Raw genomic sequence first — 16,652 nt, 5'->3', positions numbered from 1 at the left:
TGTAGCGATCGCTACAGAGTCAATAGTCCGGCTCGAACTCATGCCAGTGAGGAAGAATCAATGACCGATCCCGGCGATTACCCGGTGGCCATCATCGGCTCCGGCAACATCGGCACCGACCTGATGATCAAGATCCGGCGCAGCGACGGGCCCCTGCGCGTCGCCGCCATGGTCGGCATCGACCCGAACTCCGACGGGTTGGCCCGGGCCACGCGTCTGGGGGTCCCCACCACCGCCGGCGGCGTCGACGGACTGCTCGCGATGCCGGAGTTCGCCGACATCAAGCTGGTCTTCGACGCCACCTCCGCCGGCGCGCACCGGGCCAACTGGGCGAAGCTGGCACCGACCGGGGTGCGGATGCTCGACCTCACCCCCGCCGCGATCGGGCCCTACTGCGTGCCGGTGGTCAACGTCGAGGAATGCCTCGACGCGCCGAACCTCAACATGGTCACCTGCGGCGGCCAGGCCACCGTTCCGATCGTCGCCGCGGTGTCGGAAGCCGGGATCGTCTCCTACGCCGAGATGGTCTCCTCCATCTCGGCGCGGTCGGCCGGGCCCGGAACCCGGGCCAACATCGACGAATTCACCGAAACCACCTCGGCCGCACTGCAAACCGTCGGCGGAGCGCAGCGCGGCAAGGCCGTCATGATCCTCAATCCGGCCGATCCGCCGATCATGATGCGCAACACGGTCTACTGTCTGGTCCCGGACTCCGGCGGCGATCCCGACCCTGGCGCCATCGAGTCCTCGATCCTGGACATGGTCGACCGGGTCAGCGCCTACGTGCCGGGCTACCGGCTCGAGCAGCGCGTCCAGTTCGAGACCTTCACCGCCGACGCGCCGCTCTACATCCCCGAGACCGGGAAGTTCACCGGCACCCGGGTGACCGTGATGCTGGAGGTCACCGGCGCCGCGCACTACCTGCCCGCCTACGCCGGGAACCTGGACATCATGACCTCGGCGGCCAAGGCGACCGCCGAACGCATCGCCGTACACGAAACCGAAAAGCTCGGAGTCGCACGATGATTGATCTGTATGTCAGCGATGTCACGCTGCGCGACGGCATGCACGCGATCCGGCACCAGTACTCGGTCGGGCAGGCTGTGGCGATCGCCACCGCACTCGATGAGGCGGGCGTGGATTCCATCGAGGTCGCGCACGGCGACGGCCTGGCGGGCTCCAGCTGCATCTACGGCTTCGGTGCGCACACCGACCTCGAGTGGATCGAGGCCGTCGCGGGAGCGGTGCGTCGCGCAAAGGTCGCCACCCTGCTGCTGCCCGGCATCGGCACGGTGCACAACCTGACGGAGGCCTACCGGGCGGGGGCTCGGGTGGTCCGGGTCGCCACCCACTGCACCGAGGCCGACATCTCCGCCCAGCACATCGAGGCGGCCCGCGAGCTCGGCATGGACACCGTGGGCTTCCTGATGATGAGTCACATGACAACCCCGGATGCGCTGGCCGCCCAGGCCAAACTCATGGAGAGCTACGGCGCCACCTGCGTCTACGTGGTGGACTCCGGCGGCGCGATGACGATGCGTGACATTGCCGAACGTGTCGATGCGCTCCGCCAAACCCTTACGGCAACAACCGATATCGGGATCCATGCGCACCACAATCTGTCGCTGGGCGTGGCCAACTCGATCGTCGCCGTGGAGCACGGCGCAACCCGCGTCGACGCGTCGTTGACCGGGATGGGCGCCGGGGCGGGCAACGCCCCGCTCGAGGTGTTCATCGCGGCGGCCACCAAACTCGGCTGGCGGCACCGCTGCGATCTGCATGCGCTCGAGGATGCCGCCGACGACCTGGTCCGGCCGCTGCAGGACCGGCCCGTGCGGGTGGACCGCGAAACGCTGACGCTGGGATATGCCGGTGTCTACTCCAGCTTCCTGCGCCACGCCGAAGCCGCCGCTGCCCGCTACGACGTCGACGCCCGCAGCCTGCTCGAGGAGGCCGGCCGGCGCGGCATGGTCGGCGGTCAGGAGGACATGCTGGTCGCCATCGCGCTCGACCTGACCGCGGCCGCCGCCCGCCCGAACTGACCCGGCGGCGTCCGATGGCGGTGTACTGGAATCCTGGGCAATAGTGATCGGCACGGAGAAAGGGAGTGGACGTGAGCGCCGACAAGACCACGCAGGCCGGCCGGCGGCGCCGCCCGGACGGCGAACTGTCCCGTCAGCGCATCCTGGACGCGGCCACCGAGATTGCTGCCGAACGTGGCTACGAGGGCACCAGCATCGGGGCCGTGAGCGCCAAGTGCGGTCTGCCCGCCAGTTCCATCTACTGGCACTTCAAGGACAAGGACGACCTGATCGCCGCGGTGATCGAGCGGAGCTTCGGTTCGTGGTTGGCCGCGTGGGAGCTGCCGACGGATCTGACGAATCCCGAAGAGGCCTTCGCCGAGATGGCCGCGCGGATCGCCAAGGCGTTCCTGGATTCTCCCGACTTCATCCGGATCGGCCTGATGCTGGCGCTGGAACGACGCCCCGTGGAGCCCCGCGGGCGGGAGATGTTCGTGCAGGTGCGCGACCGGGTCAATCAGCGGCTGCTCGGAGCGGTTCGCCAGTTGGCACCCGGGTTGACCGAGGCCGACGTGCATCAGTTGGCGACCTACGCGATCGCCGGAGCCGACGGACTGATGGTGGCCAAGGAGATCGGCGGCGACGCGGTCGACCTGGTGGCCATGTTCGAGCTGCATGCCCGGGCCGTCTACGGGCTGGCGCAGCGGATGAACGCCCAAGACGGCACATGATCACCCGATGCTGCGCGATCATGGGGTTGCCATGACCGGACCGGACAGCAACGACAACGACAACGACGACCAGGCCGACGTCGAGCAACTCGCCGACGCTCTGCTGGCCGCCGCCGAGGACAGCGCCACCAACGACCCCGGGCCCGGCGAGGTGGTCTCCGAGGTCTGGCGCAACGCGGCATTCGCGCTGCGGCGCCTCGGCATCGACTTCATGCGCCGGTACAACCGGTTGGAGGTCACCGTCGAGCCCGAAACCCTCTCGGGGCCAGTCCTTTTCGTGGCCAATCATGGGTTCGGGGGCATCTTCGACCTGAACGTGTTCGCCACGGGCGCCGCGATGGAACAGATGCAGCTCGACCGTCCGGTGACCATCCTGACCCACCAGCTGGCATGGACGATGGGAATCGGGCCCCTGATCGAACCCGTCGGTGCGCGGGTGGCCAGCCGCCGATCCGCAGAGGAGGCGTTCGCCCGCGGCGAGCACGTGGTGGTGTACCCCGGGGGTGACCTCGACGCGGCGAAGGCATGGGATGACCGCAACCGCATCATGTTCGGCGGACGCCACGGCTACGCCCGCCTCGCCATCGACAACGGCGTGCCCATCGTGCCCATCGTGACCGCGGGCGCCGGCGAGTCACTGTTCGTCATCTCCAGCGGGGAACGATTGGCCCGCGCCACCCGCATCGACAAACTCCTGCGCCTCAAGGCGGCCCCGATCAGCGTGTCGCTGCCGTGGGGGATCAACGTCGGCGCCGTCGGCCTGCTGCCCTACCTGCCGTTGCCGTCCAAGATCGTCACCCGGGTACTGCCGGCGCAGGTGGCCGGCGACGGTGAGGACGCCACGGACTTCGCGGCGCGGGTCGAGACGGCCATGCAACGCGCACTCACCGAAATGACCGTGAACCGAAAGCCACTCATCGGCTGAGCCGCGGGCCGTCTGTTACTTTCTGGCGATGCGCGTTTGCCCGGGGGGTCGGCTTCGCCGTCGCATGATGGCGGTGACGTCGGTGTTGTGTTTGCTGATCATGGTCGTCGGCTCGCCCGTCACCCACGCGGAGCCGCCCCCGCCCGGCAGCGCCGGCTACTACCAGCCGTATGTCAATGATTTCACCGGCATGGAGGGCGCCTGGACCGCCGAGAAGGATGGCCCGCTCCCGCACAACGAGGTGCACATCGACTGGGATGTGCCGATCACGATGAGCGACGGCACCGTCCTGAAGGCGAACGTCTATCGCCCGATGGACGTAGCCGGCCCCGCCGAGCGGGCCGCGGGCGGCGGCACGGTGGTCACGGATCGGCTCCCCGTCATCCTCAACATCACGCCGTACACCAAGTGGTTGATGGCCGTGGCCGCCAAGGTGGTCAACGCCCCCGGGATCCAGGACGGCATCCTGCGCGGCATCGGCAGCCTGGAGAGCTCGGACCCGGCGCTGAAGAACCTCATGCAACTGCTGCAGACGCTGGACAGCGGCCTGGTGCAACTCGTGGGGGCCGACAAGCGGTTGGTGCGCAGCGGTTACGTCTGGATCGACGTCGACGTCCGTGGCACGGGGTTCTCCGACGGGATGTGGCAGCTGACCGGACCGCGCGAACAGCAGGATGCGCTCGAGGTCATCGATTGGATCAGCAAGCAGGACTTCAGCAACGGCAAGGTGGGGCTCACCGGATACTCCTACGACGCGATCAGCGCGCTGCAGGCCGCCTCGCACCGGCCGCCGGCACTCGGCGCGGTATTCGCGGGTAGCCCGGCCACCGACCTGGTCCAGGACGTGGCCGGCCGCGGTGGTGCGCTGAACATCGGGTTCCTGCCGTTCTGGTTGTGGGTTGTCAACGGGACCAAGCGAATTCCCGATGTGCAGGCGATGTTGCAGGGCAACTACGAGCAGGTCTACCGGCAGTGGATCGATGACCGCGCCGCGGACCCCACGACGATGTCCGAGGCGCTCTATACGGCGTTGAACGCCCGGACCGTCGACGAACTGCGTGCCTCGCCCGGGGCGTCGATGCTCCTGGACGCCGACGGGCCGTGGCGGCGGGCGACGCGCACCGACATGGCCAACATCAACGTCCCGACCATGATCACCGGTGCGTGGGGAGATCTGTTCCGCAACGCGGAGTTTCGGTCCTATCAGGATCTGACCGGCCTGGAGCCGGGTAAGAAGCAACTGATCCTCGGACCGGGCTACCACATCACGGCGGCCGGTGGGTTCGGGAAGCGCGACGCCCCGCCGCGACTGGACGTGCTGCAGAAAGCGTGGTTCGACCACTGGCTCAAGGGGATCGACAACGGTGTCGAGAACCTGGGCCCGGTTCTCGAGCAGATGCCCGGAGCGCAGGGCTGGCAACGAATCTCACAATTGCCGCGGCCCGGGATGACCAACCAGCGGATGTATTTCAGCAGCGATATCAGCGGAACGGCGTTCCGGACGCAGCACGACGGTTCGCTGTCGGCGGCGCCACCGGTCCAGCCCGACCAATTGACCGTCCGGGTCGGGGTTGCCAGCCTGTGTTCCGACATGACCAACACCCAGTATCTCGGGATCAGCGCGATCCTGATGGCGTGCGCGCAGGACGAGCGGCCGCACGAGATCGACGGCCTGACCTTCACCAGCGCGCCGGTCACCGTGCCGACGGTGATCTCGGGACCCGTTGCCGTGCACCTGAACACGCACCACGAGGGGACCGATGGCTTCTGGATGGCCACGGTCAGCGACGTCGATCCGGACTCCGGCAACTCGCTGCCGCTCAGCAGTGGCTGGGTGGTCTCCTCGATGCGCAAGGTCGATGAAGCCCGTAGCAAGCGGGGCCCCAACGGCGACTACGTCGATCCGATCCAGGCCCTGGATCTGGCAGGCGGCTATCAGCCGGTGACGCCCGGCCGGCCGACGGTCATGGACTTCGGGACGTACCCGTTGGACGCGGTGCTGCAACCGGGGCACCGGCTGCGGGTCAGCCTCTACAGCAGCAACTACCCGTCGGCGTTGCCGCCAATGCCGATGATGATCGGGGCCGGGCTCACCCCGCCGCCCTACGATGTCCGCGACGCGGTCCTGCTGTTCACACCGGGCAACACGTTCTATCCGGAACATCTCGATATCGACCCGGCCGCACCGAGTTGGGTGAGTATCCCGCTCAGCGACCCCCTGCGGTGAGCGCGCGCCGCGTTCACTACGGATGTAGAGAGCGCCGGGACTAGACTTCCGGCTCGTGCGACGGAAGCCGAACCCGCAGCAACGACGTCGCGAACTCTGCGACACGGCGATTCGACTGATCGCCGGCGACGGGCTCAAGGGCGTCAGTCATCTGAAGGTGGACCGCGGCGCCGGCGTGCCCGAGGGCACCACGTCGTTCTATTTCCGCACTCGCGCGGCGCTGCTCCGGGCCGTCGCCGAGCGTGTCGCCGAGCTGGACCTGAAGGATCTGACCGCCGCGACGTCGGTGCCCTCCGGACTGGCCGACCTCGTGGCCCGCTCGGCCACCGGTCGGCGCCGGACCAGGACGAAGGCCCGCACCGAACTCGCGCTGGAGGCCGCCCGTGATCCGGCCCTCGCGAACGCCCTGCGTGCCAATACCGAGAGGTTCTTCGAGCTGATCCGGGCCGACGTGCTGCGGCTGCAACCGGCGGGCGGTGAGATCAGCCCGACGGTGGTCGACGCGCAGACCTATGCGGTGATGATGTTCATCAGCGGGGTGATGCTGACCCGTTCCAGCGGCGGGGACGGGGTGCGCACGGCAGCCGAGCTGGATCGCATTCTCGCGGGCATCGTCGCGGGTGTTGCGCGGCAACATGATTCGTTGCCGTAGCGCTGTTGCGCCAGCCGGCGGGGGTCGGTGACCCGACGGTGGCAGGGGCGGGGCGGGGCGGGGCTAAAATAGAAATTAGGATCTAATTCTTGTAATGTGCCGGGCATGGGTCTCAGAGGCGAAGCCGCGATCGTCGGCTTCCATGAACTGCCGTGCGTGCGGATGCCGACGGGCACGCCGGAATTCACCATCGAACAGTGGGCGCGGCTGGCGGCCGCCGCGGTGGCCGATGCCGGCCTGTCCGTCGAGGACGTCGACGGACTGGTCACGACGGGGGTCTTCGAGTCGAACATCTTCGTGCCGTCGACGGTGGTCGAGTACCTGGGCCTGAAGGTCAACTTCGCCGAATATGTCGACCTCGGCGGGGCCAGTGCCGCGGCGATGATCTGGCGCGCCGCGGCCGCGATCGAACTGGGGATCTGCGAGGCCGTGCTCTGCGCCATCCCGGCCAATTTCCTGACCCCGACGCATCCCGACAGGCCGCTGGACATGACCGAGGCCATGTATTTCGGTGCATCGAGCATCCGCTTCGGCTCGCCGCAGGCCGAATTCGAGATTCCCTACGGCTACCTCGGGCAGAACGGGCCCTATGCGCAGGTCGCCCAGATGTACGGCGCCGCTTACGGTTACGACGAACGCGCGATGGCCAAGATCGCTGTCGACCAGCGGGTCAACGCCAACCACACCCCGGGCGCGGTGTTCCATGACAAGGCGATCACCATCGCCGACGTACTCGCCAGCCCGGTCATCGCGTCACCGCTGCACATGCTCGAGATCGTCATGCCCTGCATGGGTGGATCGGCGGTGCTGGTCACCAGCGAGCGGCTGGCCCGGCGGGCCCGCAACCGCCCGGTCTGGATCCGCGGCTTCGGCGAACAGGTGCCCTACAAGTCGCCGGTGTACGCGCCGGATCCACTGCGTACACCGATGTCCGACATCGCGCCCAAGGCTTTCGGGATGGCCGGACTGACGCCCGCGGAGGTCGACATGGTCTCGATCTACGACTGCTACACCATCACCGCGCTGCTCACGCTCGAGGACGCCGGCTTCTGCGAGAAGGGCAAGGGCATGCAGTTCGTCTCGGGCCACGACCTGACGTTCCGCGGCGACTTCCCGATGAACACCGCCGGCGGGCAGCTGGGCTACGGCCAGCCGGGCAACGCCGGCGGCATGCATCACGTGTGCGACGCCACCCGTCAGCTCATGGGCCGCGCGGGCCAGACCCAGGTTCCCGACTGCAACCGCGCGTTCGTCTCTGGCAACGGCGGTGTGCTCAGTGAACAAGAAGCCCTGATCCTGGTGGGGGACTAGAGACATGAACATGACCCGGCCGCTTCCGTTGCCGACACCGACCACCCAGCCCTACTGGGACCGCCTGAGCCGTCACGAGGTCTGGATCCAGTTCTCCCCGTCGCTCGGCCGCTATGTGTTCTACCCGCGGGTGCTGGCACCCGGAACGCTGGCCGACGATCTGGAGTGGCGCCAGATCTCCGGGGCCGGCACGCTCGTCAGCTTCACCGTCGCCGAGCGCCCGGTGGCGCCGCAGTTCGCCGACACCGTCCCGCAGATCCCCGCGGTGGTCGAGTGGGCCGAAGGCCCCCGTTTCGCCACCGAGCTGGTGGACGTCGACCCTGCCGAGCTGCTGGTCGGCATGCCCGTGGCGCCGGTATTCACCGACCACCCCGAGGCCGGTGTGACGCTGCTGCGCTACACCGCACAGCGATAGGACCACGCGCATGGTTATGGCGCTGAGCGACGAACAGATCCAGATCACCGACGCGGTAACACGATTCATCGAACGGCACGCCACCCTGGAACAGCTGCGACCGCACTTGGAGGCGTGCGCGGCAGGGGAGTTGCCGCCGTTCTGGACCGAGCTGGTCGCGCAGGGCTGGCAGGCCGTACAGGTGCCCGAGGAATTCGGCGGACAGGGCGGCGAGCTCGCCGACGCCGCCTGCGTGCTCGACGCCGCGGGTTACGGGCTGCTCGCCGGGCCGCTGCTGCCCACCCTCATCACCGGTGCGGTCGCCGCCGCCGCCGACCCGGGCCCAGCGGCGCACCGGCTGCTCCGCTCGATCGCCGAGGGTCGGCCGGCGGTCACCGTGGCCCCCGACGCCGGTCAATTGCGCTGCACGGCAACGGACTCCGGCTGGATCCTCGACGGCTCGGCCGGGCCCGAGATCGGTCTGCCGGGGGCCGGTCAGATTCTGATCAGTGCCCGCGAGCAGGACGGCCGGGTGCGCTGGTTCGCGCTGGCCGGCGACCGCCCCGGTGTGCAGGTAGTCGCCGACACCCCGACCGACCTGACCCGCGCGGCGGGCACCCTGCGCGTCGACGGTGCGGCGGTCTCCGACGCCGACGAGATCACTGGGCTGGATATCGTTGGTGCACAATGCATCACGATCGCGCTCAGGGCTGCCGAAGCCGCCGGAATGCTGCGCTGGTGCGTGGAATCCGTGGTCTCCTACCTCAAGGTCCGGGAGCAGTTCGGCCGCCCGATCGGGTCGTTCCAGGCGCTGCAGCACAAGGCCGCGCAACTGTTCGTGCACAGCGAACTGGCGACCGCCGCGGCCTGGGACGCCGTGCGGGCGATGTCGCAGGCCCCGGCCCAGCAGCGGGTCGCCGCGGCAGGAGCCGCGATCGTCGCACTGGGGCCACTTCCCGAACTCGTCGTCGACACCATGACCATGTTCGGCGCCATCGGTTACACGTGGGAGCACGACCTGCATCTGTACTGGAAGCGGGCCATCAGCCTGGCTGCGGCCACCGGGCCCACCGCCGGGTGGTCGCGGGGCCTGGGCGACCTCGACAGCCCGGCCCGCGATTTCGGCATCGACCTCGGCGAACTGGAGGATGCCGAGTTCCGCGGCCGGATCGCCGCCGCGCTGGACGCCGCGGCGGCGCTGCACAACGAACACCCCGGCAAGCAGAACCCGGAGTACCCGAAGTTCCGGACCGGGCCGCAGCGCACCCAACTGGCCGAAGCCGGTCTGGTGGCACCCCATTTCGCGGAGCCCTGGGGGCTGGCGGCCTCCCCGGCGCAGCAGCTGATCATCGACGAGGAATTCGACAAGCGTCCATTCCTGATCCGGCCGTCGCTGGGCATTGCCGAATGGATCCTGCCGGCGATCCTGAACGGGGGATCGCCGGAGCAGCGGGCGCGCTTCGCCGAGTCGACGCTGCGCGGTGAAACCTGTTGGTGCCAGCTCTTTTCCGAGCCCGGCGCGGGCTCGGACCTGGCGTCACTGTCCACCCGGGCCACCAAGGTCGACGGCGGATGGACCATCCGGGGCCAGAAGGTGTGGACGTCCTCGGCGCAGCTCGCCGACTGGGGCGCGCTGCTGGCCCGCACCGACCCGGACGCCCCCAAGCACAAGGGCATCGGCTACTTCCTGGTGGACATGAACACCCCGGGCATCCGGATCCGGCCCCTGCGGACCGCCAGTGGTGACGCGCATTTCAACGAGGTCTTCTTCGACGACGTCTTCGTGCCGGACGCCATGCTGGTGGGTGAACCGACCGCGGGCTGGTCGCACGCGTTGTCGACCATGGCCAACGAGCGGGTGGCCATCGGCGCCTACGTCAAGCTGGACAAGGAGCGTGAGCTGCGCGCTCTGGCCGAGCGGGCCGGGGCCGAGGGTGGCGACATCCGGCGGGCACTCGGGGAGGTTCGCGCGCATTCCAATGCCATTGGTGCTCTGGCGGTTCGGGACACATTGGGCCGGCTGGCCGGACACGGCCCGGGTCCGGCGTCGAGCGTCGGCAAGGTGGCCACCGCGCTACTGACGCGCCGGGTGACCGCCGCCGCGCTCGAACTGTCCGGCCGTGCGGCCATGGTCGGCGGCCCCGACCAACCGGCGGTCCAGCAGAGTCTCTTCATGCCCGCGGAGGTGATCGGTGGCGGCACGATGGAGATCCAGCTCAACATCATCGCGACGATGATCCTCGGGTTGCCCCGCCGATGACCACCACCGGTGCGCCTGCGGACCTGCCCGACTACAAGCGGGTGCGGCGGGCGCAGATCGTCCGCGCCGCCATGGACGCACTCAAGCGCGGCGAGTACGAGCAGATCCAGATGCGCGATGTCGCCGAGGCCGCCGACGTCGCCCTCGGCACTCTGTACCGGTACTTCAGCTCCAAGGAGCACGTGTACGCGGCGGTCCTGATGGAGTGGGCGCAACCGGTCTTCATTGCGGGGCAGGCTGATTCGCGCCTGGACGAACAAGGCCTGCGCGACAAGGTCCGCGGCATCATCGACAGCTTCGAGCGCCGGCCGGCGTTCTTCAAGGCCTGCATCATGCTGCAGAACACCACCGATCCCAACGCCGGACAGATCATGCGGCAGTTCGCCGACACCGCGCAGCAGACCCTGGCCGGGGACTTTGCGGCCCTGGGCATCACGGCGCCCGACGATGTGGCCGTCATGTTGTGGGGGATCATCAACACGATGCTGAGCGGGCATGTGCTGCACGGGCATCCGATGGCCGATGCCTACCGCATCGTCGACGCCTTCATCGACCTGGTGGTGAGATCGGCGGCCCCGCGGCGCTAGAGGTCTGACCGGCGCTCGGCGAGCCGGCGGCGGATTTACCCGATACCGGGGGTATCGACCAACCGCTCGGTCGGTTATCGTCGGGGCCACAACCCACGACATGGAGGTGACGATGGCCGCAGCAGCGACCTCGGTGGTGAAGTACAACCGCACACTGTTCGAACCGGAACACGACTTGTTCCGGGAGTCCTACCGCGCATTCCTGGACAAACACGTCGCGCCCTTCCACGAGCAGTGGGAGAAGGACAAGATCGTCGACCGGGGGATCTGGCTGGAAGCCGGAAAGCAGGGATTCCTCGGCATGGCGGTGCCCGAGGAGTACGGCGGCGGTGGCAACCCGGATTTCCGGTACAACGTCATCCTCAACGAGGAGACCACCGCGGCCCGGTTCGGCGGGCTGGGTTTCATCCTGCACAACGACGTCGTCGCGCCCTACCTGCTCAGATTGGCCACCGACGAGCAGAAGCAACGCTGGCTGCCGGGATTCTGCAGCGGCGAACTGATCACCGCCATCGCGATGACCGAGCCCGGCACTGGCAGCGACCTGCAGGGAATCAAGACCCGCGCGGTCAAACACGGTGACCACTACATCCTCAACGGCGCCAAGACGTTCATCACCAATGGCATCCATTCCGACCTGGTGATCGTGGTGGCGCAAACCGATCCCGACAAGGGGGCACTGGGCTTTTCGTTGCTGGTGGTCGAGCGCGGCATGCCGGGCTTCGAACGCGGACGCCACCTCGACAAGATCGGCCTGGACGCCCAGGACACCGCCGAACTCTCGTTCACCGACGTCAAGGTTCCGGTGGAGAACCTCCTCGGCGAGGAGGGGCAGGGATTCGTGTACCTGATGCAGAACCTGCCGCAGGAGCGAATCAGCATCGCGAGTGTGGCGGCCGCGGCGATGGAGACGGTGCTCGAGCAGACCGTGCAATACACCAAGGAGCGCAAGGCATTCGGTAAGCCGATCGGCAGTTTCCAGAACACCCGATTCCTGCTGGCCGAACTGTCCACCGAAGCCACGGCGGTCCGGATGATGATCGACGAGTTCCTCAGGCTCCATCTCGACGAGAAGCTCACCGTCGAACAGGCCGCAATGGCCAAGTGGTACAGCACGGAGAAGCAGGTTCACCTCATCGACCGTTGCCTCCAATTGCACGGCGGCTACGGATATATGCGCGAATATCCGGTTGCCCGGGCGTATCTGGATGCCCGCGTGCAGACCATTTACGGCGGCACCACCGAGATCATGAAGGAGATCATCGGACGCTCCCTGGGCATCTGATCCACGGTATTCGGCGGGCCGCGCGCGGAAATGAATATGCGCCGTGCCCGTCGCGGCTACACGTCATTTCGGTAGCGGATCTGTATTGTCCGAAATCGAGTGTGTGTTGGCTCCGGCATGTTCGCATTGCGCAACGGGTTGGAATTGCGGGAGGGTGCATGAGAATACGGCGACATGCGACGCGCCACTGGGCCTCTGGCCTGATTGGCGGCGCCGTCGTGGCAGTGGCCGCGGCGCTGACGCTGACGGCTCCCGTTGCGACGGCCAGCCCCGACAGCGATGCGACGGACGCGATCACGGCAGCCTGGACAGCGGCCGGCGGCGACGCGTCGTCGCTGGGTGCAAAGGACGGCGATCTCTACCCGGCCGGCCCCGGCTTCGGCCAGAACTTCGCCGGTGGCGCAATTTTCTACACGCCGGACACCGGCGCGAAGATCATGTACGGCGCGATCCTGGACAAATACCGTGCGCTGGGCGGCCCCGCCGATAGCGATCTCGGATTTCCGACCATCGACGAAGGCCCCGGCCGGGTCAGCCCCGACAGCCGCAACTCCACGTTCAGTGCGGCCGACCAGCCCGTGATCTTCTGGACGCCCGACACCGGCGCGTGGGTGGTTCGCGGTGCCATCAATGCGGCATGGGACCGGCTCGGTGGCTCGGCCGGCGTCCTGGGGGTGCCGACCGCCGACGAGACCTACGACGGCGCGGTGGTGACGCAGAAGTTCACCGGCGGCCAGCTCAGCTTCGACGGGCGCACCAAGACGTTCACCACTGACCCGCCGGACCTGGCGGGCCAGCTGGGTGATCTGACCATCCCCGGCGACGCCACCTCGGCCATCAACGCCGCCCTGCGGGCGGCCGGCGGCGTCGCCGGCCCGCTCGGCGCGCGCGCGGGCGACCAGTTCGCGATCCCGCCCGACGGCGCCGGTCAGGCGTTCGCCGGCGGCAAGATCTTCTACGGTCCGGGTACCGGCGCGCACGCGGTCACCGGCGCGATCCTGGAGAAATACGAGGCGGCGGGCGGACCGACCGGCGATCTGGGGCTGCCGAATGCACCGGAGGCAGACGGGGGAGTTCCCGGCAGCCGGGTGAGTTCGTTTGCCGCACAAGATAATCCCGTCATCTTTGCCACCACCGAGCACGGCGCGGTGATTGTTCGCGGCGCGATGAAGGCGGCCTGGGACAAACTCGGCGGTGCCGCCGGCTCGCTCGGTGTGCCGGTCTCCGACCAGAGCACCGACGGCGACAAGGTCACGCAGAAATTCAGCGCTGGGCAGCTGACGTGGGACTCCAAGAACAATTCGTTCACCAGTGATCCGGCCAACCTCGCCGACTCCCTCGGCGGTCTCGAAGTGCCCGCCGCCCCGCCGGCCGCCACCGTGCCGCCGACGTCCGAGGCGCCGAAGATGCCAAACCCGCCGAAGGACAACGCATTCAGCTTCCACACCTGGTGGCTGTGGTGGATCATTCCGCTGGCCCTGCTGCTCCTGGGCTCCCTGCTCGCGCTGTTGTCCGGCCGGCGCCGGCGGGCGACCCCCGAGCCCGCCGATGCGGTGGCCGACGACGCCCGCTGGCGCGCGGTCGACACCGACCAGCCGGGGGTCCCCGCGCCCGTATGGACGGAGCCGGAGGCACCCGCCGCACCGGCGAGCCACTGGGACGTCCCGAAGGTTCCCGAGGCCGGGGTATCCGGCATCGCCGAGCCCATCTCGGCCGACCACGAACTGTTCACCCACCGCGGCGCGCACCAGGCCGCCGACGATCAGGACGCGGTGGACACGGCGCCCACCCGGGTGCACGCCGACGGCGATGCCGTCGATAGCCCGACCGGGCGGCACGCGGCGATCGACCGCCCGGCGTGGAGCCCGTATCCCGAGGATCCCTGGGCGTCCGCACAGGCCTCGCTGTTCGAACCCCGGTACCAGGGCGTCGAGCATGTCGCCGACGTGTACGGCGACGACCATCCCGGGCCCGAGCCCGCTCCTGCAGCCGCAGCCGCCGAGGATTTCGCCGTCGATGCCGAGCCGGAACCGGCCGAATGGCTGGATGCCGACGTGGAGGACGCCGTCGATGACGAGTCCTATCTGCAGCAGGAGTACGTCGAGCCGGAACCGGTCGAGTCCGTCGAGCCCGCCGAGTCCGAACACGTCGAGCCCGCCGTCCAACCGACGCCGCCGGCGATCCATCTGCCGCTCGAAGATCCCGCGGCGATGCCGGAGGGCTACCCGGTCAAGGGCAGCATCACGGCCGGCGTCTACTACACCCCGGATAGCCCGAACTATGGCGATGTGGTCGCCGAGATCTGGTTCGCCGATGCGGAGCACGCCGAGGCGAACGGCTTCGTCCGGGCGTACTGACCCCACCGACCGGTCTCCGGCGAGTCCGGGCGTCCTCCGATCGGGGGACCACCGGTTCGTCCGGTGCATCCGCCGGTCACCCGATACTGAATCTCCCTGTGCCGCGGCATTGTTGAGTCATCGCCGAAGAGCGCACTCACACAAGGAGATTCACATGAACATCATCGCCCGCCGCATCGCCGCCGGAGCCACCCTGGCCATCGCCCCGGCCATCATCGCCGTCGCCACCGCCACTGCCGGCAATGCGTCGGCCACCCCGGAGCATCACGGCCCCTCGATCAGCGCGCCCGCCGAGCACGCCGCGCCGCGCTGGACCCCGTCCACCCCCGGTACCCCGGAGCACTTCCAGCACCCCAACCGTGGCCACCACTACGTCCGCTGACGCGTTCCCACCGGTCGGGTGCGTGATCAGATCTTGCGAATGACGGTGACGACCTTGCCGAGGATCACCGCATCATTGCCCGGGATGGGGTCGAACGCGGGGTTGTGCGGCATCAGCCAGACCTGTCCACTAGTGCGCTTGAACGTCTTCACGGTGGCTTCACCGTCGATCATCGCGGCGACGATGTCACCGTTGTCGGCGACGTTCTGCTGACGCACCACCACCCAGTCGCCGTCGCAGATCGCCGCGTCGACCATTGATTCGCCGACCACCTTCAGCAGGAACAGCGAGCCTTCACCGACCAGTTCGCGCGGCAGCGGGAAGACGTCCTCGACGGCCTCCTCGGCCAGGATCGGGCCGCCGGCGGCGATCCTGCCGAGCACCGGCACGAACGTGGGCTCGGGCAGCGCGTCGGATCCGGAGACGTCGGTCAGCACGGGATTGACCGCATCGTCGGCCCCGCGGACGTCGACCGCGCGGGGGCGGTTGGGGTCGCGGCGCAGATAGCCCTTGCGTTCGAGAGTGCGCAGCTGGTGTGCCACCGACGACGTCGAGGTCAGCCCCACTGCATCCCCGATCTCGCGGATGCTGGGCGGGTAGCCGCGGGACGTCACCGACGCCCGGATGACCTCGAGGATGGTCCGTTGACGTTCGGTCAGTGCGTTGTCCGACGGTCCGGATGACGGTGCGGCGTCGGGATCCTTGGTAGCGGCCATGCAGCCGAATGTAGTCCGCGGGCCGACAAGAATCAAACATGTGTTCGATCTGCGTGTCGCTCGCGTGGATGGCGCGGGCGGCCGGCCCGAACTTGTCGGTGGCCGGATCTATCCTTCGGCTACGAATCGATCACATGTTCGGATTGGGCTATACGATCGAACAAGTGATCGATATGGTTTCGAACATAGGAGCGAACCACAATGACGACGAAAGGGATCGACATGGCCGGCACCGGTATCTCTGAAAGCACCGCCCTGCACGCCTGGGACCTCGAGGACCTGGTGCTCTGGGAGCAGCTGATGACCGCACCGTCCGAACGGCAGCGCCGCTCGGCCCGCCCGCAGCGGGTGCGTGCGCAGCGCGGTCCGGCCCGGCCCGGTGGAGCTCCGCTGACCCACGCCGGCACCGGAGTCCGGTTCTCCCGCGCGGCGGGTACCAACCGGCGCCACACGGTGACCACCACCGCGGCCACCGTCGGACTGGCCCTGCTGGCCGGGCTCGTCACGCTGTGGCTGGGGGTGCTCGGTCACCTGGGTGGCTCCGCGAGTGACGCCTCGGCGGTACCCGGCCGGCTCGCGGTCGTTCAGGTGCATTCCGGCGAAACGCTGGCGCACGTGGCCGCCCGGGTGGCGCCGGACCTGCCCGTCGGCCAGGTGGTCGACCAGATCCGGCAGCTGAACACCCTCGGCTCGAACTCGATCGAGGCCGGGCAGACGCTCATCGCGCCGGTGAACTGACGATGCCCCGTTGCGGCGCACCGGCGGGCGTGCTGGTCCGTGCGCCGATCGCGCAGGTAGGCTCGG

General features: G+C 68.4%; 15 protein-coding genes. 14 read left to right on the top strand and 1 reads right to left on the bottom strand.

From position 1 onward, the window contains the following. Nucleotides 1-60: 60 nt before the first annotated feature. The 13 genes from U0R18_RS05505 (at nt 61) to U0R18_RS05445 (ending at nt 15,132) form a co-directional block, all read left to right on the top strand. Nucleotides 61-1,026, top strand: a complete 966-nt coding sequence (locus tag U0R18_RS05505) for an acetaldehyde dehydrogenase (acetylating) (protein WP_526366705.1) — start codon at nt 61-63, stop codon at nt 1,024-1,026. Next, the gene (dmpG, locus tag U0R18_RS05500) at nt 1,023-2,042 is read left to right on the top strand and encodes a 4-hydroxy-2-oxovalerate aldolase (protein WP_526366703.1); all 1,020 of its coding nucleotides are present in this window, start codon (nt 1,023-1,025) and stop codon (nt 2,040-2,042) included. Before U0R18_RS05505 ends, dmpG begins: the two co-directional genes overlap by 4 nt. 71 nt (nt 2,043-2,113) lie before the next feature. Then, nucleotides 2,114-2,752 carry a TetR/AcrR family transcriptional regulator gene (locus U0R18_RS05495; protein WP_526366701.1) on the top strand — a complete coding sequence of 213 codons (639 nt, stop codon included), beginning with the start codon at nt 2,114-2,116 and terminating at the stop codon, nt 2,750-2,752. A gap of 7 nt (nt 2,753-2,759) precedes the next feature. Next, on the top strand, nt 2,760-3,677 hold the full coding sequence (locus U0R18_RS05490) for a 1-acyl-sn-glycerol-3-phosphate acyltransferase (protein WP_526366699.1): 918 nt from the start codon (nt 2,760-2,762) through the stop codon (nt 3,675-3,677). A gap of 73 nt (nt 3,678-3,750) precedes the next feature. Beyond that, nucleotides 3,751-5,904 (top strand): CocE/NonD family hydrolase, encoded by a 2,154-nt coding sequence (locus U0R18_RS05485; protein ID WP_526366697.1) that lies wholly within the window; start codon nt 3,751-3,753, stop codon nt 5,902-5,904. Nucleotides 5,905-5,959: 55 nt separating this feature from the next. Beyond that, a complete protein-coding gene (locus tag U0R18_RS05480; protein WP_526366695.1) occupies nt 5,960-6,556 on the top strand; it encodes a TetR/AcrR family transcriptional regulator in 597 nt (198 codons plus the stop codon). A gap of 105 nt (nt 6,557-6,661) precedes the next feature. Further along, complete coding sequence (locus U0R18_RS05475) at nt 6,662-7,867, top strand: thiolase family protein (protein ID WP_526366693.1); 1,206 nt, start codon at nt 6,662-6,664, stop codon at nt 7,865-7,867. A gap of 4 nt (nt 7,868-7,871) precedes the next feature. Next, nucleotides 7,872-8,282 carry a Zn-ribbon domain-containing OB-fold protein gene (locus U0R18_RS05470; protein ID WP_526366691.1) on the top strand — a complete coding sequence of 137 codons (411 nt, stop codon included), beginning with the start codon at nt 7,872-7,874 and terminating at the stop codon, nt 8,280-8,282. 10 nt (nt 8,283-8,292) lie between these two features. Beyond that, nucleotides 8,293-10,521 carry an acyl-CoA dehydrogenase family protein gene (locus U0R18_RS05465; RefSeq protein WP_526366689.1) on the top strand — a complete coding sequence of 743 codons (2,229 nt, stop codon included), beginning with the start codon at nt 8,293-8,295 and terminating at the stop codon, nt 10,519-10,521. Further along, nucleotides 10,518-11,108, top strand: a complete 591-nt coding sequence (locus U0R18_RS05460) for a TetR/AcrR family transcriptional regulator (RefSeq protein ID WP_526366687.1) — start codon at nt 10,518-10,520, stop codon at nt 11,106-11,108. Before U0R18_RS05465 ends, U0R18_RS05460 begins: the two co-directional genes overlap by 4 nt. A 112-nt stretch (nt 11,109-11,220) precedes the next feature. After that, on the top strand, nt 11,221-12,393 hold the full coding sequence (locus U0R18_RS05455) for an acyl-CoA dehydrogenase family protein (protein WP_526366685.1): 1,173 nt from the start codon (nt 11,221-11,223) through the stop codon (nt 12,391-12,393). 158 nt (nt 12,394-12,551) lie between these two features. Beyond that, nucleotides 12,552-14,750 (top strand): LGFP repeat-containing protein, encoded by a 2,199-nt coding sequence (locus U0R18_RS05450; protein WP_526366683.1) that lies wholly within the window; start codon nt 12,552-12,554, stop codon nt 14,748-14,750. A 154-nt stretch (nt 14,751-14,904) separates the two neighbouring features. Next, entirely contained in the window at nt 14,905-15,132 is a 228-nt protein-coding gene (locus U0R18_RS05445) for a hypothetical protein (protein ID WP_526366681.1), read from the top strand. Between the two features lie 26 nt (nt 15,133-15,158). Here U0R18_RS05445 and lexA read toward each other — a convergent pair whose 3' ends face one another. Continuing rightward, on the bottom strand, nt 15,159-15,848 hold the full coding sequence (gene lexA, locus U0R18_RS05440; protein WP_526366679.1) for a transcriptional repressor LexA: 690 nt from the start codon (nt 15,846-15,848) through the stop codon (nt 15,159-15,161). A 201-nt stretch (nt 15,849-16,049) separates the two neighbouring features. Here lexA and U0R18_RS05435 point away from each other — a divergent pair, with 201 nt between their 5' ends. Continuing rightward, nucleotides 16,050-16,586: a LysM peptidoglycan-binding domain-containing protein gene (locus U0R18_RS05435; protein WP_526366677.1), complete on the top strand. Its 537-nt coding sequence runs from the start codon at nt 16,050-16,052 to the stop codon at nt 16,584-16,586. The last annotated feature ends 66 nt before the right edge of the window (nt 16,587-16,652 follow it).

It is taken from the genome of Mycobacterium sp., assembly GCF_046330795.1.
Taxonomy (GTDB): domain Bacteria; phylum Actinomycetota; class Actinomycetes; order Mycobacteriales; family Mycobacteriaceae; genus Mycobacterium.
This window is presented reverse-complemented; position numbering and strand designations above follow the sequence as displayed.

Excerpts from the sequence above, each read along its gene's own strand:
- U0R18_RS05435 (WP_526366677.1), top strand. The coding sequence starts at position 16,050 with ATGACGACGAAAGGGATCGACATGGCCGGCACCGGTATCTCTGAAAGC.
- U0R18_RS05450 (WP_526366683.1), top strand. The coding sequence starts at position 12,552 with ATGAGAATACGGCGACATGCGACGCGCCACTGGGCCTCTGGCCTGATT.
- U0R18_RS05465 (WP_526366689.1), top strand. The coding sequence starts at position 8,293 with ATGGTTATGGCGCTGAGCGACGAACAGATCCAGATCACCGACGCGGTA.
- lexA (WP_526366679.1), bottom strand. The coding sequence starts at position 15,848 with ATGGCCGCTACCAAGGATCCCGACGCCGCACCGTCATCCGGACCGTCG.
- U0R18_RS05455 (WP_526366685.1), top strand. The coding sequence starts at position 11,221 with ATGGCCGCAGCAGCGACCTCGGTGGTGAAGTACAACCGCACACTGTTC.
- dmpG (WP_526366703.1), top strand. The coding sequence starts at position 1,023 with ATGATTGATCTGTATGTCAGCGATGTCACGCTGCGCGACGGCATGCAC.
- U0R18_RS05505 (WP_526366705.1), top strand. The coding sequence starts at position 61 with ATGACCGATCCCGGCGATTACCCGGTGGCCATCATCGGCTCCGGCAAC.
- U0R18_RS05490 (WP_526366699.1), top strand. The coding sequence starts at position 2,760 with ATGCTGCGCGATCATGGGGTTGCCATGACCGGACCGGACAGCAACGAC.
- U0R18_RS05445 (WP_526366681.1), top strand. The coding sequence starts at position 14,905 with ATGAACATCATCGCCCGCCGCATCGCCGCCGGAGCCACCCTGGCCATC.
- U0R18_RS05460 (WP_526366687.1), top strand. The coding sequence starts at position 10,518 with ATGACCACCACCGGTGCGCCTGCGGACCTGCCCGACTACAAGCGGGTG.
- U0R18_RS05475 (WP_526366693.1), top strand. The coding sequence starts at position 6,662 with ATGGGTCTCAGAGGCGAAGCCGCGATCGTCGGCTTCCATGAACTGCCG.
- U0R18_RS05470 (WP_526366691.1), top strand. The coding sequence starts at position 7,872 with ATGAACATGACCCGGCCGCTTCCGTTGCCGACACCGACCACCCAGCCC.